Origin of the sequence: Emcibacter sp. SYSU 3D8 (assembly GCF_039655875.1) — a bacterium.
Taxonomy (GTDB): Bacteria; Pseudomonadota; Alphaproteobacteria; order SMXS01; family SMXS01; genus RI-34.
Genome location: NZ_JBBYXK010000011.1, coordinates 1 through 14,527 on the forward strand (window position 1 = coordinate 1; position 14,527 = coordinate 14,527).

Sequence of the window (14,527 nt, forward strand, 5' to 3'; positions counted from 1 at the left end):
GGGCGCCGCGGGGTTGGGGCGTCGGTGAGGGGGGGGTGGTGGGGGGCGCGGGGGGGGGGGGGCGGGCGCCCCCCCCCCCCCCCCCCCCCCCCCACGCCCAACGACACCCAGAGACAGAACCTGCAGCCGCACCTCTACGACATGAGCCGCGCCGACAACCAGCGCAAGCTGGACCTGATCGAGCAGCTTGCCGTTGTGGCGCAGGATGCCGGCACCTCTCTGATGCACATGGCGCTGGCTTTCGTGACCGCGCATCCGGCCGTGACCTCGGCGATCATCGGCCCGCGTACCTTCGACCAGCTCGAGGGACTGCTGGCCGGCGCCGACGTGACCCTGAGCGAGGAGACGCTCGACGCCATCGACGCCATCGTGCCGCCCGGCACCAATATCAGCCACGACGATGACGGCTATGTGGCGCCCGAGATCACCGACAAGGCGCTGCGCCGCCGCCCGAAAGCGGTGCAGGTCCACGACAATTTCCGCGAGACCATCAGCAACATCGAAAAGTACAAGGCCGAGCAGCAGAACAAGAAGTAGGCGCGGTCCGGGGTGTCGTGGTGGCTCGGCGATTGGCGGTGTGATAAGCCTTCGCCATGACCGAAAAACGTCCAAACAAGGTCGAACTCCTCAGCCGCCGCCGCGTCGTCGACGGCTGGCTGAAGGTTGACGAGATCACCTATCGCTTCGAGACCTTCTCCGGCGGCATGAGCGATCCGGTGACGCGCGACATCGTGCGCCGCCAGGACGCCGCCGTCGGCCTCGTCCGGCACCGCTCGCGCGGGACGCTGGTATTCGTCGAGCAGTTCCGGCCCGCCGCCCACGGCAAGTCGAGTGGCTGGATCGTCGAGATCTGCGCCGGCAAGCTGGATGCCGGTGAAAGCGCCGAACAGGCCATGCGCCGCGAATTGACCGAGGAGACCGGCTATACAGCGCTCGCGTTGACACCGATCGCCAGCTACTTCGTCTCGCCCGGCTATACCGAGGAGCGCATGCACCTGTATGTGATCGACGTGGACGGCGAACCGGGCGAGGCGCCGGGCGACGGCGACGAAGACATCAGGCTGATCGAGATGACGCCCGACGACGCCTATGCCTGGCTCGATCAGGGCCGGTTCGAGGATTCGAAAACGCTGATCGCGCTGTACTGGCTGAGGTGCCAACCGTGACGAGAATTAATCTGGGCCTGGCGATCATCGCCTGTGCGGCGCTGCTGTCGGGGTGTCTCGGCCAGGCGGTGAAGGATGACGTCACTGCACTCAACAAGTCGTCCTATTCGCGTGCGCCGGCCGCCGTGGACGACGGCAGGTCGCCATTCCCCGACGTGCCGCTGGTGTCGCTCAGCGACCTGGTGTGCGCGCCCGAGAAGTACGAGGGCCAGGAGGTCAGGGTGCAGGGCATCACGCTGATCGAGCCGCGCAACAACAATCTCTATTTCGACCTGTTTCCCAAGAACGTCGGGGCATGCGGCCGGGCGATGATCGGGATGGATTATCCCGCCGACTTCATGAAAATGGCTCCGGCCTACAACCGCAAGCGCATGGAATTCGTCGGCGTCTTTCAGCGCAATCTGTGTCCGCTCGACAAGTACAAATATGCGCGGGTCAACGATCCCAAGGATCCGGCACAGACCATCTGCAAGTCGGTGGAACTGCGCAGTGACGCGTTCCTCACCAATATCCGCGGCTGGCGGTTGATGCCGGAATAGGGCTATCCGCCCAGATGACTCTTGAGCCCGCCGAGCATGAAGGCGTAGGCGCCCTCGAGCTGCTGGCGGATTTCATCGTCGTCCACGCCGGCAGGCGCGTCGAAAAAGCCTTCCCAGAAGCAGGTGCAGGCATTCTCGCCCTCGGCCCGCACCGACAGCCGCGCCTGATAGCGGGTGGCGCCGAATGGGCCGCCGGTGGTGATCGACAGCACCTGGATCATGTTGGCGTTGTCATTGGCGTCGAGCCGCTCGTCGCCCGCGCCCAACCCGGGCAGCGACAAGGTGCGGACCATGCCGACGCCGCTGCCCTTGGTTGACAAGGTCGCGCCCTCCAGCGGCGGCATCCAGGTCAGCAGCCCGCCGAAGTCGGCGATGGAGTCCCAGGCCTTTGCCGCAGGCACATCCATCGCCATGGTTCCGATCGCGTATCCCATCGTTCTGTCCCCATTCCGGTTGGTTGAGGTGAGAGAGTAGCGGAAGCATGCTGCGGGAGACATCCATCCTTCGCACGGCGCGGATTGCCTCCTGGTCCGAATATGCTCGACTTCGGGAAACCTTCGGTGTCAGGATTCCCGCATGGATAATATGCTTCAGCAGATGATGGATCGCCAGGCGATCACCGATGGCCTGCACTGGTATACCAAGTGGGTCGATCTCAACCGCGTCGACAAACAGGTCCAGATCTTCACCGAGGACGGACGCCTCAAATTCGGCGTCGGCGACGACTGGACGGTGGGCCGCGCGAATATCGAGGCCCTGATCACGCCGCTGGTGCAACTCTATTCGGCCACGCACCATTACATCACCAATATCGAGATCACCTTCGAGGGCGCCGACGAGGCGCGGTCGCAGTGCTATCTACATGCTTGGCACCGGCCCGCCGACGGCAGTGAAAACTTCGTCCTGTACGCCCAGTACCACGACCGCTGGACGCGGACCGCCGATGGATGGCGGATCACTGAGCGGCGCCTGAAGACGGCGGGGACGGAAGGCAGCCCGAGCGGCGAGGCAGGGCTTGAGCCGATCGGGCGCGCCAGCTAGCCAGGAGCGCGTTAAGCCCGCCGGCGGCGGTCAGGTCAGCCGCACGCTCACGTCCGCGATAACCGCCCAGGCCGTCGCCGCGGGCAGATTCATCCGGTGGTCCCGACCTCGTAAACCAGTGTGAAGCTCGGCGGTCGCTCAGGGTTCTACGGACAGTTCATGCAGGCAGGCCGGGCACGTCACGGTCACGTCCTCGTCCACGGCTTCGCCGTCAGGCACGTCTTGCCGGCAGAATGTCCAGAGCATGGGTTCTCCGCCGACAGCCTGCGTGGTCTGGACAGCGTGAACGATCGCGCCGTCTTGCCAGCGGAGCGGTTTACCGGCGTATTTGTCGATGGTGGACATTTTGCGCCTCGCTGCGACAGTCGGGGCAGGTTATCGCGCTGCCGCGTTTGACATCTTGCGGCAGCATGTGAATCCCGCAAAGCGTGAAATATGCCGGCGCCGTGACGCCAGCGCCCTGCCGCTTGATGCATTGGTGAGTCTCGCCGTTGACTCTCAAGCTCGTCTGGATGGGCGGACAATGGGACGATAACATGGCTGTTCTCCTATGGAAGGAGAACGGGGCATTGCCGCCCAGGGTTCCGTCCCGAGCCTGCAAACGCCCGTGGGACCGGGATTTCACCTTTTGTCGAACTGCACATGGAGCTCCGGCAGGCTGCGCAGGATGACGCTGGGCTCGGCCTTCGGCTCCGGATGGCCGGGCGCCAGGCGGAAGTTCTTCAGCCGCTCGAGCAGGGCCGGGAAGCCCAGGTTCAGTTCCTGCCGGGCCAGCGGTGCCCCGACGCAGTGATGGATGCCTGAGCCGAAGGCAAGCTGGGAGCCGGCATTCTTGCGGTGGATATCCACCTCAACCGGGCATTCGAAATGGCGTTCGTCCCGGTTGGCCGCGCCATAGCGCAGCATCAGCATGGCGCCGGCCTTGAGCGGATAACCGCCCAGTTCGGTATCCTTCGTCACCACGCGAGGCAGTCCCTGCACCGGCGCCTCGAGACGCAGCGCCTCCTCGCAGAATGTGCGCACGGCCTTGGGGTCGCCAACCAGTTGCTCCTGGATTTCCGGATTGCGGCACAGCAGCAGCATGCCCCAGCCGAAGGTGCTGGTGGTGGTCTCGTGGCCGGCGACCAGGAACTGGTTCAGGATGCTCCAGATCTCGGGCGGGTTCAGCGGCCGGTCCTCGTCCTCCAGCCGAACCTCGCCCAGGATGGTGCACATGTCGTCGCGCGGATCCTTGCGGCGCGCTTCCACCAGCCCGACCATGTAGTTCTGCAGATCGACCATGACCTGCGCCCGGCGCAGCAGTTCGTCGTCGGAATGGGAGGTCAGGCGCAGGCCGGAAGCTGCCACGGTCGCGCCCTCGTAGAAGAACGGCCGTTCGTCCGGCGCCACGCCAAGCCGGTCGGCAATGATGCGCAGCGGTACGGGCAGGGCGAAGGCTTCCATGAAGTCCACCTCGCCCTTGTCGATGAAACCATCGATGGTTTCATCGATGATCTGCTGGATGTACGGCTCCATCTTGCGCACGTTGCCGGCGGTGAATACCCGGTCCACCTGGGAGCGGTACTTCTTGTGCGTGGGCGGATCGGCGGTCAGCAGGGTGTCGACCGGGGGATGCATCTGGCCGGCAATTTCGAGGAACTTGTCGCGCACCGGCGCCGGCGCGTTCTCGAGCCAGTGCTGCCTTGTCCCATTGAGGAACGGCCCGAAATTGCTCGAATAGGTATCGGTGTCGCGCAGCACCTGCATCAGCAGGTCGTAGCGGGTGACCACGTAGATCTGGCCGGCCGGCATGTAGTGCACCGGCGAGACGTCGCGCAGCACCTGATAGGTGTCCCAGGGATCGATCAGCACGGCCGGATCGAACAGGTTGATGTCGGCGACGTGTACGGGCTTCTTGGCGGTCGTGCTCATGGCGGTTCTCCTTCAGGCGACGCCGTGCTTTCCCCGTCGCGGCGGCAGGGCCAGTATGACTCGCCGGGAAATCGAAACAATGAACTTTTTGAAATTTATTCAGTGGCGGCCGGGCCCGGAACTTTCACTTTTTCCAGCACGCGTGAATGGCTAGTCTGCGCCAGAACAGCAAATGGGGAAGCAGCATGATCGGTACCGATGCCAAGTTCGATCAATTCATCACCGACCATCGCTGGGCCGTGGTCTCCACCCTGCGCAAGGGCGGCTCACCGTCGAGCACCTTCGTGGCCTATGCCCGCGACGGTGACACGCTGGTGATCAGCACGCCGGGCCACACCTTCAAGCGCAAGTCGCTGGAACGCGATCCCCGGGTCGCCGTGTGCTGTTGCACCAATGCCGAGCCGTTCAATTTCGTGACGGTCGAGGGGCGGGCGACGGTGGAGAAGGACAACCTGATCGCCATGACCAGGAAGGTGTTCGCCAACATCGCCGGCACCGGCTGGACCGAGCCCGAGGATCTGCAGGGCTGGCTCGACACGCAGGACCGGGTGATTCTTCGCATCCATCCCGAGAAGGTCTACGGCGTCATCCGCTAGATGGAAGGCGTCCCGCCTGCCCGGCCCGTCAACCTGCTGCAACGGTTGTACGGCGCGATCGTGATCATGCCGCCGACGGCCAAGGCCGTCTGCCTGATGATCTTTTCGGCGGCCATGTTCCAGTCGATGAACGCGGTGATCCGGCATGTCTCGGATCTGGGCCTGCATCCGTTCGAGATTGCCTTCTTCCGCAATGTGTTCGGCATCGTGGTGCTGGTGCCCCTGATCGCGCGCTACGGCATCGGGGTGATGCGCACCAGCCGGTTCGACCTTCACCTGCTGCGCGGCGTGATCAATGTGGTCTCCATGCTGTGCTTCTTCTATTCGGTGACGGTGGCGCCACTGGCCAGCGTCGCCTCGCTGGGATTCACCCTGCCGCTGTTCGTGACCATCTATGCGGCCATCATGCTGAAGGAGCGGCTGCATTCGCGGCGGCTGACCGCGCTTGCCATCGGGGTGATCGGCGCGCTGATGATTATCCGGCCCGGCTCGGACGACATGAATCTGGGCAATCTCATCGTGCTGGGCGGCACGGCGGTGTGGGGCATGGCGCTGATGGTGATCAAGCTCCAGTCCCGCCACGATTCGTCGCTCAACATCACCATCTGGTCGTCGATCATGCTGGCGTTGTTGTCGGCGATCCCGGCGATACTTGTCTGGAAGGCGCCGGGCGTCGAGCAGCTGGCCTGGATGGCGCTGACCGGCCTGCTGGGCACGGCCGGCACCATGGCGGTTGCCCAGGCACTGAAGCTGGCCGACGCCAGCGCCATCATGCCGTTCGATTTCACCAAGCTGGTATGGGCGGCGCTGATCGGCTACCTGGCGTTCGGACAGGTCCCCGATATGTGGGTGTGGATCGGCGGCGCGGTGATCTTCTCCAGCACGGTCTATCTGACCTACCGGGAGTCCCGGCTCGCCAGGGCCGGCAAGCTGCATCCGCGAGGCGGCGCGCCGCTGGACGTCTAGACGGCCATCTCGAGCAGCGCCGACACTTCGTCTTCCGTGGTGGCCGAGCTGGTTACCAGCCGTCGTCCGCCCGGTCCTGCTGTCGGCCAGTCAAGGAACTGGAAGCCGCCGCCGCGCAGCCGCTCGGCAACCTCGTCGGGCATCCGCACGAATAATTCGTTGGCGTGGACCGGATGCACCAGCTCGAATCCCAAAGCGTCAAATCCGTCGGCCAGTGCCGAGGCCGTTCGGTTGGACCGCGCTGCGTTGCGCAGCCAAAGGTCGCCCTCCAGATAGGCGAGAAGCTGGGCCGAGAAGAACCGCGACTTGGACAGCAATTGGCCGGCCCGCTTGCGGCGATATGCCATGTCCTTGGCCAGAGCCGGATCGAACACGATCACCGCCTCGGCAGCCAGCGCGCCGTTCTTGGTCGCGCCGAACGACAGGATATCGACGCCCGCCTTCCAGGTGATCTCGGCGGGCGTGCAGCCCAGGCTGGCGACGGCGTTGCCGAAACGGGCGCCGTCCATGTGCAGCTTCATCTTCCGCTGATGGGTCCAGGACGCGATATTGGCCACTTCCCGGACGGAATAGACCGTGCCCGATTCCGTCGCCTGCGACAGGCTGACCGCGCCCGGCTGGGTCTGATGCTGGTCGTTCAGCCGGAAGCCGCGATAGGTGGCCTCCAGCCCTTCCAGCGTGACCTGTCCATGCTTGCCCGGCACCAGGCAGAGCTTGGCGCCCGCCGTGTAGAATTCGGGGGCGCCGCATTCATCGCGGGCGATATGCGCGTATTCGTGGCACAGCACCGCGCCCCAGGGCGGGCAGCAGGCAGCCAGCGACAGGGCGTTGGCCGCGGTGCCGGTAGCGACGACGAAGACGTCGACGTCATGCTCGAACAGGGCGGTGAAGCGGTCCTTCAGCGACTCGGTCAGCGCGTCGGCGCCATAGCCGGCCGCCGCGCCGTCGTTGGCGTCGGCAATGGCGCGCAGGATTTCCGGCGAGATGCCGGCGGCGTTGTCGCTGAGAAAGCATCCCGGCACGTCAGCGGACCGTCAGCGCGCGCGGTGTCCGGGTGAGCCGCTCGCAGCCCTTGCTGGTGACGACCACCGTATCCGAGAGGAAGGAATCGCCCCGGCCGGTGCGCAGCAGCCACGACATCAGGTGGAACACCATGCCGGGCCGCAATTCCATGTTCGACGTCTCGCGCAGGCCGATGGGCACGCCGCTGCCGGACCAGCTTGGCGGAAACCCGATGCCGACGGCATAGCCGCAATGATGGCGCCGGTACCGGTCGAGCCCGTGCCGGCTGAGCACGGCATGCCAGGCCGCATAGACATCCTTGGCCTTGACGCCCGGCTGGATGGCGTCGGCGGCGGCCTCGATCGCTTCCTCGCAGACCTTCAGCATCCGGTCGGCGGTCTTGGGGGCGCGGCCGATGAAGACCAGGCGGCCCATGGGCGCGTGATAGCGCCGCACGCAGCCGGCCATTTCCAGGAACAGCAACTCGCCGTTGCGCAGCTTGTCGTCCTGCCAGGTTCCGTGTTCGTGCTCGATGGTGCGGGTCGAACGGACCAGCGGGATGAAGCCCGGATAGGTGCCGCCCCGGTGGAACATGGCCTGGTAGACTGCGGCCATCACGTCCTTCTGCGCCACGCCCGCGCCCGCTGCGGCGATGGCCGAGAGCATCATGGCGTCCGACACCTCGGCGGCGCTGCGGGTGAACTTCTGCTCGGCGGGCGACTGGATCAGCCGGCAATCCTCGATCAGACCCGAACAATCCTGCCAGTCCACCCTGGGCAGGCCGGCCGCGACCTCCCGGGCGACGCGGAAGGTGAGGAACGAGCTGTTTTCCTCGAGGCCCAGCCGGCCTTCTTCCCATCCGCGCTCGAGCAGCGCGGCAATGATCGCCTCGGCGGCGGCGGACGATCGCGGCGCCTCACCGCGCGGGTCGCGGGTGACCACGCCCGCGCTGGTCTCCCACGGCCGCAGGCCCGTCGGCTGGCCCAGCTGGTCCTGCGAGGCCATGATGATGTCGGTGGCGCTGTCGGTCGGCGGCGGCAGCGGCGTGGCGCCGTCCTGATAGCCGATGTGGATCAGGTCAGGCACCATGTCGCGCACGACCGCCCGCTCCATCGCCCGGGTCACCAGCGCAAGCTTGCCTTCCATGGGAACGATCAGCAGCTGGCTGGCGAAGTAGCCCTGATGATCGAGGCCCGTCAGGTAGTAGATATTCTCGGGACTGGCGATCAGGCAGGCATCCATGCCGCGCTGGGCCATCAGGGCGCGAACCCGATCGACCCGCAGGTCGAATTCCGCCTTCTGGAAAATTCCGCTGGCTTTCATCGGCGCTTCTCGTCCCATTGTTCTACCAGTAACGTAGCAGCCATGACCTGCCGCGCAACCCTGCTGGGCGGCCAATTACGGGGAACGAGCATTGCAACCTGAGCTTATCAAGATCGACATCGTCGACGACCACATCGCCGTCGTCACCATCGACAATCCGCCGGTCAACGCGCACAGCGTCCAGGTGCTGGACGAGTTGATGTGGACCTTCGACACCATCAGCGATCGCGACGAGGTGCGGGTCGCGGTGCTCACCGGCGCGGGCAAGGTGTTCTGCGCCGGCGCCGACATCAAGTCGCGCGTCGGCGTCGAGCGCAAGCCGGGCGACCACTGGCAGGGCAGCCGGCGCGCCCGCGAGGCCTATCACTGCATCATGGAATGCCAGAAGCCGGTGATCGCCGCGATCAATGGCCCGGCGCTGGGCGGGGGCCTCGCCATCGCCGCGTCCTGCGACATCCTGGTGGCATCGGAGAAGGGCTGCCTCGGCCTGCCGGAGATCGACGTGGGGTTGCTCGGCGGCGGCCGCCATGCCCAGCGGCTGTTCGGCCATTCGCGGCTGCGCCGGATGATGCTGACCGGTCTGCGCGTCTACGGGCCGGAACTCTACCGGCTCGGCGTGGTCGAGGAATGCACCACGCCCGAGAACCTGATGGATGTGGCCATGGGCCTCGCGCGCGAGATCGCCTCCAAGAGCCCCATCGCCAGCCGGCTGGCCAAGCACGCGCTCAACCAGATCGAGGAGCTGAGCCTGCGCGACGGCTACCGCTTCGAGCAGGGCATGACCGGCCAGCTCGGCAAGACCGAGGATTCGAAGGAGGCGATGCGCGCCTTCGTCGAGAAGCGCAAGGCGGTGTTCACGGGACGCTAGGCGGCGCGCCGGCGGCCGGCGCCTCGCCGTCGTCTTCCGGTTTCAGCACAAATCGCTGATAGAGGTAGCCGACGCCGATCAGCGCCGCGCCCAGGCCGAGGAATGACAGCGCCCTGAGCAGGCCTGTCATGTTCGACATGTCGTAGAGGAACGCCTTGGCGACGGTGAGCGCGAAGATGGCGAGGGCGGCGATCCGCAGCGGCCTGTTCTTCAGCCTGAGTCCGGCCGCGAACAGCGCCGCACCGAACAGCAGCCACACGGCGCTGTAGGCATATTGCTCGGCGTTGGTGACCGTGCCGCTGTCGAGGTAGCGGCCGTGGAAGGCGTGCCGCACCTCCAGGCTCAGCCACAGCACGGTCAGCGCCAACGCCGCGACGGCCGCGACGTAGAACGTGATGCGGTCGCCCCGTACCGACGCCGACCACGTATAGAGCGCGGCGAAGACGGCGGGCAGCAGATAGGCCAGCGCCAGAGTGTTGAAGACGGGCGCGGCGCCCACGTCCACATGATCCCACAGCGGGTTCTGGAACAGCACCTGGATGAACAGCAGGTGCAACAGGCCGATGGTGCGCAGCACCATGGCGGCGATGTCCAGTACCTTGCGGTCGCCCAGGTTGCGCCGGACATAGAGGCCGTAGCCGATCCCCAGCCAGGCGGCGGTCTGGACGCTGGTCTCGGTCAGGCTGGTATAGGGCGCGCCCAGGCTGCCGGCGAACAGCTGCCGGATCTCGAAGGTGACCAGCAGGGTGAGGAAGGCGATGGCGCCCGCTTCCAGCATCTTGACCGTGAGGCCGTCATGCTGGGGCAGGAAGCGGCGCGCCGCGTACCAGAATGCCGCCGCCGGAATGCCGTAGCCGTACAGCACCCAGTTCAGGATCGGCCAGCCCTCCAGCGGATAATCGAGCAGCGCCGGATTGAGCAGCAGCCGCCCCAGCACCACGGCCGCCAGCACCAGCGCCACCCGGCGCAGGAACGGCAGGTTCAGCCGCAGCGAGATCCAGGCGATGGCCGGCAATTGCAGCGACAGCGCCGCGGTCAGCCACGCCTCGCGCAGCACCATGGCCAGCGCCAGGCTGAGCGCCGCGACCGCGCCGGTGGCATAGGCGCCCAGCGCGGCCGGCGTCAGGCGGCGGCGCTCGGCGGCGAGGGTGGCAAGGCCGGCCAGCGCCAGGCCGATCGCCGCCCAGCCCGGATCGGAGCGGAACTCGGTCCAGCGCCAGTAGGAGATGAACAGGATCAGCACCGGCACCGCCGCCGACAGGCCCGACCAGAAGCCGGCGGCGCGCCCCGTCCGCAGCGCCAGGAAGCCGGTCGCGCCGAACAGCAGGGCAAAGCCGCCGGCGACGCCGTTGAAGGTCTCGAATGCCGGCTGGCGCACCGGGTTGAGCACGCGCCGGTAGGCGTCCTGGCCCGCATAGGGATCGAACAGGGCCGGCACGTGCCAGGTCGCCAGCACCGCCAGCACGGCCAGCGCGGCGGCGACCGGCAGGCCGTACCAGGCGGGCACGCGCCACGCGCCGGCCAGGAAGACCGCGGCGACGCCCAGCAGCGCCGACAGGGACAGCAGGCCGTAGAGGTCGCAGCGCACCAGTGTGAAGGCGAGGACGGCAGCCACCGCGCCGCTCGCCCACACCAGGATTTCCGGCAGGGCGAGGTGCAGCACGCCGGGCCGGCGCGCGCGGTCGGCCGCACCGGCGGTGATCCACAGCGGCAGCGCGGCCAGGAACACCACGAACAGGCTCGGCGCGGCCGGTTGCGGCGCGGCGGGTTCGGCGGCCAGCCACAGCAGCACCCACAGCGACGCGGCGGCCAAGGTCGCCGCCGCAATGATCCACCAGTGCCGCAGCCGGGCGATCGCGCCCAGCGCCGCCGCGACCACCGCCAGATAGCCGAACAGCGGCACCGCCATCGGCGCGTCGGCCGAGACCAGCGCCGGCACGATCATGGCGCCGATCAGCCCGAACAGCGCCATCGCCTGGCCGTGCACCAGCGAGATGGCGATGGCGCCCAGCGCCACCATGGCCAGCAGCACGAAGGCGGCGGGCGACGGGATCAGGTGATAGAGCCCGTAGGCCGAATAGAGGCTGGCGAACAGGGTGAGGAAACCGGCGCCGGTCACCACCGCCGGAATGTAATCGGCCTGGACGGGGACCCGGCCGGGATGGCGGCGCGCGAACTCGCCCGCACCCAGCATGGCAAGACCGGCGATGACGCCCAGCGCCACCCGCACCGCCGGGCCCAGATAGCCCTGCTCGATGGAATAGCGGACCATGAACACGCCGCCCAGCGCCAGCGCGAGGCCGCCCACCCAGACCATCCAGCGCGAGGTGATGTTGCGCTCGGTGAGCTTGCGCGGCGGCGGCGTTTTCGGCGGTGGCGTGGCCCGAGCTGCAGCGGCTGCGGCGGGCGGTACGGGCGGTACGGGCGGCGGCGTCGGCGGCGTGGCGGTGGCGGTGGCGGCGTCCGGCGGCGGCGCTGGTTGCGCGGGCGGCGCGGGCGCGGCCACCGGCGGCACGGGCGCCGGTGCGGTGGCGGGCAGGGGCGCGGCGCCTGCCTGCTTCAGTAGGGCGATCTCGCGCCGCAGGGCCAGGATGTCGCGTTGCAGGGCGCCGGTCCGCGAGATCGCCACCAGCGCGATCACCGGCACGCCGATGCCGTAGAACAGGCCGATGAGGACGCCGAACAGGATCACCGCAATGCCTCGCGTATCAGGGGCGGACAGGGCATCACCGGCGCGCCCTTGCGGGCGTCCGGCGTGCCGGCGTCATGCGCCCGGGCGTGGCTCAGCCGGCCGTGATGGCTTGCGGCAGCGGGTCCTCGCCGAACTGGTTGGGACCGGCGGTGCCGCGCTGGACGAAGAAATAGATCAGGATCAGGGCGCCCACGAACGGCACCAGGCCGATCAGCAGCCACCATCCCGACTTGTCGAGATCGTGCAGCCGGCGGACGCCGACGGCGATCGTGGGGACGATGACGGCCAGCACCACCAGCATCGGCAGAAAATTGCCGATCCGGCCCAGGATCGAGCCGACAATGGCCGCGCCGATGTAGACGATCATGTAGGCCAGCACCCACCACCAATATTCCGAGCGCGGGGCGCGGCCGGTGAAATCGGCGTATTTCTGCTGCAGGACTGTTCTTACGGCGGTCTGGAAATCCATGGTCACCCTCCCGAGGTTTGCGGACCCTGACGTCAATGCGCGCAGCACCGGGCAGCGTGCGCCCGGCGCGGGAAAAGCCTATGCAATTAACACGTTGCGGGCAAGCCAATGTGCCGGAATACCGCCCGCGACCTGCTCACGGTATCGTGTTCACCGGTGGCGGATGCCTTGATCGCGCCCGTCAGTGCATCCGGATGATGCCGTCCACCGAGCGGTACTCGGCCGGTGTCATCAGCTGCGTCGAGGCGACCCGCACCGAATGCAGCGGGCCGTCGAGGTTTTCCTCCCAGAATTGCAGGAACTGGCGCAGCACGGGAAAATCGGGGGCGATGTCGAAATCCTGCCATACATAGGCTTGCAGGAAGTCCAGATTGTCCGGCATCCGGTAGAGGATTTCGGCGGTCGCCAGCCGATAGCCCTTGAGAACCAGTTCAATGTCGCGATGATCGCGCCTTTGCCCGACAGCCATGAAGTCTCCTTTCGGCAGTCACAAAGCCATAACGCACCTGTCATGAAAGAGTGCCCGAGTTGTGATAGGTTCGCAAGCCTGTCTCAAAATTTTGTGTTTTGAATCAGCTTGTTAGCAGTCCATGTCGGTGGCTGCCAAAATATTCTGGCACTCCTCTTGACCGACTGCTAAACCCTTCCTACATAGGGCTTCGAAGCGTTCCCCAGGGGAGCAGCGCTTCCGTCCCGTTTCAGGGCTTCAATCGAGGAGGACATTCCAATGAAGTTCAAACCGCTTCAGGACCGCGTCGTCGTGCGTCGCATTCAGGAAGAAGAGAAGACCCCCGGCGGCATCATCATTCCGGACACGGCCAAGGAAAAGCCGTCCGAGGGTGAAGTGATCGCAGTGGGCCCCGGCGCGCGCAACGACAAGGGCGACATCGTCCCGGTCGAGGTGAAGGCCGGCGACCGCGTGCTGTTCGGCAAGTGGTCCGGCACCGAGGTCAAGATCGACGGCCAGGAGCTGTTGATCATGAAGGAGTCGGACATCATGGGCATCATCGAGGCCCCCACGGCCGCGAAAGCCGCCGCCTAATCAATTCAGGGAGATAGAACCATGGCTGCCAAGGAAGTCAAATTCGGCGCCGATGCGCGCCAGCGGATGCTGCGCGGCGTCGACATTCTCGCCGACGCGGTGAAGGTGACGCTGGGCCCCAAGGGCCGCAACGTCGTCATCGACAAGAGCTTCGGCGCGCCGAAGATCACCAAGGACGGCGTTACCGTCGCCAAGGAAATCGAGCTCTCGGACAAGTTCGAGAACATGGGCGCCCAGATGGTGCGCGAAGTTGCCAGCAAGACCAACGACATCGCCGGTGACGGCACCACCACCGCCACCGTGCTGGCCCAGGCCATCGTGCGCGAAGGCTCGAAGGCCGTCGCCGCCGGCTACAACCCGATGGACCTGAAGCGCGGCATCGACCTCGCCGTGACGTCCGTCGTCGCCGATCTCAAGGCCCGCTCGAAGAAGGTTTCGTCCAACTCGGAAATCGAGCAGGTCGGCACCATTTCCGCCAATGGCGACAAGGAAGTCGGCGAGATGCTGGCCCGCGCCATGGAAAAGGTCGGCAACGAGGGTGTCATCACCGTCGAGGAAGCCAAGAGCATGGACACCGACGTCGACATCGTCGAGGGCATGCAGTTCGACCGTGGCTACCTGTCGCCCTATTTCGTGACCAACGCCGAAAAGATGCTGGTCGAGCTCGACGAGCCCTACATCCTGCTGCACGAGAAGAAGCTGGCCAACCTGCAGGCCATGCTGCCGATCCTGGAGCGCGTGGTGCAGTCGGGCCGTCCGCTGCTGATCATCTCCGAGGACGTGGAAGGCGAGGCGCTTGCCACGCTGGTCGTGAACAAGCTGCGCGGCGGCCTGAAGGTCGCGGCCGTGAAGGCGCCGGGCTTCGGTGATCGCCGCAAGGCCATGCTCGAGGACATCGCCATCCTGACCAAC

General features: G+C 66.4%; 17 protein-coding genes. 9 read left to right on the forward strand and 8 right to left on the reverse strand.

Annotation, left to right across the window (positions count from 1 at the left end):
* Positions 1-24: 24 nt before the first annotated feature.
* The 3 genes from WJU21_RS19385 to WJU21_RS19395 are packed head-to-tail and all read left to right on the forward strand — an operon-like array spanning position 25 to position 1,705.
* The gene (locus WJU21_RS19385) at positions 25-537 is read left to right on the forward strand and encodes an aldo/keto reductase (protein ID WP_346325119.1); all 513 of its coding nucleotides are present in this window, start codon (positions 25-27) and stop codon (positions 535-537) included.
* A gap of 56 nt (positions 538-593) precedes the next feature.
* The gene (locus tag WJU21_RS19390) at positions 594-1,166 is read left to right on the forward strand and encodes an NUDIX hydrolase (RefSeq protein ID WP_346325120.1); all 573 of its coding nucleotides are present in this window, start codon (positions 594-596) and stop codon (positions 1,164-1,166) included.
* Complete coding sequence (locus tag WJU21_RS19395) at positions 1,163-1,705, forward strand: hypothetical protein (RefSeq protein WP_346325121.1); 543 nt, start codon at positions 1,163-1,165, stop codon at positions 1,703-1,705. The genes WJU21_RS19390 and WJU21_RS19395 overlap by 4 nt, the downstream gene beginning before the upstream one ends.
* A gap of 2 nt (positions 1,706-1,707) precedes the next feature.
* Here the strand turns inward: WJU21_RS19395 and WJU21_RS19400 are convergent, their stop codons facing one another.
* Positions 1,708-2,139 carry an SRPBCC family protein gene (locus tag WJU21_RS19400; RefSeq protein ID WP_346325122.1) on the reverse strand — a complete coding sequence of 144 codons (432 nt, stop codon included), beginning with the start codon at positions 2,137-2,139 and terminating at the stop codon, positions 1,708-1,710.
* 142 nt (positions 2,140-2,281) lie between these two features.
* Here WJU21_RS19400 and WJU21_RS19405 point away from each other — a divergent pair, with 142 nt between their 5' ends.
* The gene (locus WJU21_RS19405) at positions 2,282-2,746 is read left to right on the forward strand and encodes a nuclear transport factor 2 family protein (RefSeq protein WP_346325123.1); all 465 of its coding nucleotides are present in this window, start codon (positions 2,282-2,284) and stop codon (positions 2,744-2,746) included.
* Between the two features lie 138 nt (positions 2,747-2,884).
* On the opposite strand, the gene WJU21_RS19410 is transcribed toward WJU21_RS19405, so the two are convergent.
* Entirely contained in the window at positions 2,885-3,091 is a 207-nt protein-coding gene (locus tag WJU21_RS19410) for a hypothetical protein (protein ID WP_346325124.1), read from the reverse strand.
* Between the two features lie 276 nt (positions 3,092-3,367).
* Entirely contained in the window at positions 3,368-4,657 is a 1,290-nt protein-coding gene (locus WJU21_RS19415; protein ID WP_346325125.1) for a cytochrome P450, read from the reverse strand.
* A 185-nt stretch (positions 4,658-4,842) separates the two neighbouring features.
* On the opposite strand from WJU21_RS19415, the gene WJU21_RS19420 reads away from it, so the two are divergent.
* Entirely contained in the window at positions 4,843-5,253 is a 411-nt protein-coding gene (locus tag WJU21_RS19420) for a TIGR03618 family F420-dependent PPOX class oxidoreductase (RefSeq protein WP_346325126.1), read from the forward strand.
* Positions 5,254-6,219: a DMT family transporter gene (locus WJU21_RS19425; RefSeq protein ID WP_346325127.1), complete on the forward strand. Its 966-nt coding sequence runs from the start codon at positions 5,254-5,256 to the stop codon at positions 6,217-6,219.
* On the opposite strand, the gene WJU21_RS19430 is transcribed toward WJU21_RS19425, so the two are convergent.
* Both WJU21_RS19430 and WJU21_RS19435 read right to left on the reverse strand, forming a co-directional pair.
* Positions 6,216-7,241, reverse strand: coding sequence for a low specificity L-threonine aldolase (locus tag WJU21_RS19430; protein WP_346325128.1), 1,026 nt, complete (start codon positions 7,239-7,241; stop codon positions 6,216-6,218). The genes WJU21_RS19425 and WJU21_RS19430 overlap by 4 nt on opposite strands.
* 1 nt (position 7,242) lies before the next feature.
* The gene (locus WJU21_RS19435; protein ID WP_346325129.1) at positions 7,243-8,544 is read right to left on the reverse strand and encodes a Xaa-Pro peptidase family protein; all 1,302 of its coding nucleotides are present in this window, start codon (positions 8,542-8,544) and stop codon (positions 7,243-7,245) included.
* Between the two features lie 91 nt (positions 8,545-8,635).
* On the opposite strand from WJU21_RS19435, the gene WJU21_RS19440 reads away from it, so the two are divergent.
* A complete protein-coding gene (locus WJU21_RS19440; RefSeq protein WP_346325130.1) occupies positions 8,636-9,412 on the forward strand; it encodes an enoyl-CoA hydratase/isomerase family protein in 777 nt (258 codons plus the stop codon).
* Here WJU21_RS19440 and WJU21_RS19445 read toward each other — a convergent pair.
* The 3 genes from WJU21_RS19445 to WJU21_RS19455 form a co-directional block, all read right to left on the reverse strand.
* On the reverse strand, positions 9,399-12,104 hold the full coding sequence (locus tag WJU21_RS19445; RefSeq protein WP_346325131.1) for a DUF2339 domain-containing protein: 2,706 nt from the start codon (positions 12,102-12,104) through the stop codon (positions 9,399-9,401). The genes WJU21_RS19440 and WJU21_RS19445 overlap by 14 nt on opposite strands.
* A 91-nt stretch (positions 12,105-12,195) precedes the next feature.
* Positions 12,196-12,573, reverse strand: coding sequence for a DUF805 domain-containing protein (locus WJU21_RS19450; RefSeq protein ID WP_346325132.1), 378 nt, complete (start codon positions 12,571-12,573; stop codon positions 12,196-12,198).
* Positions 12,574-12,754: 181 nt separating this feature from the next.
* Positions 12,755-13,042 carry an aspartate-semialdehyde dehydrogenase gene (locus WJU21_RS19455; protein WP_346325133.1) on the reverse strand — a complete coding sequence of 96 codons (288 nt, stop codon included), beginning with the start codon at positions 13,040-13,042 and terminating at the stop codon, positions 12,755-12,757.
* 258 nt (positions 13,043-13,300) lie between these two features.
* Between WJU21_RS19455 and groES the strand changes: the two genes are divergently transcribed.
* Together groES and groEL are read left to right on the forward strand one after the other, a co-directional pair.
* The gene (gene groES, locus WJU21_RS19460) at positions 13,301-13,615 is read left to right on the forward strand and encodes a co-chaperone GroES (protein WP_346325134.1); all 315 of its coding nucleotides are present in this window, start codon (positions 13,301-13,303) and stop codon (positions 13,613-13,615) included.
* A 21-nt stretch (positions 13,616-13,636) separates the two neighbouring features.
* Positions 13,637-14,527: chaperonin GroEL (gene groEL / locus WJU21_RS19465; RefSeq protein WP_346325135.1), on the forward strand; the 891-nt coding region annotated here is incomplete at its 3' end.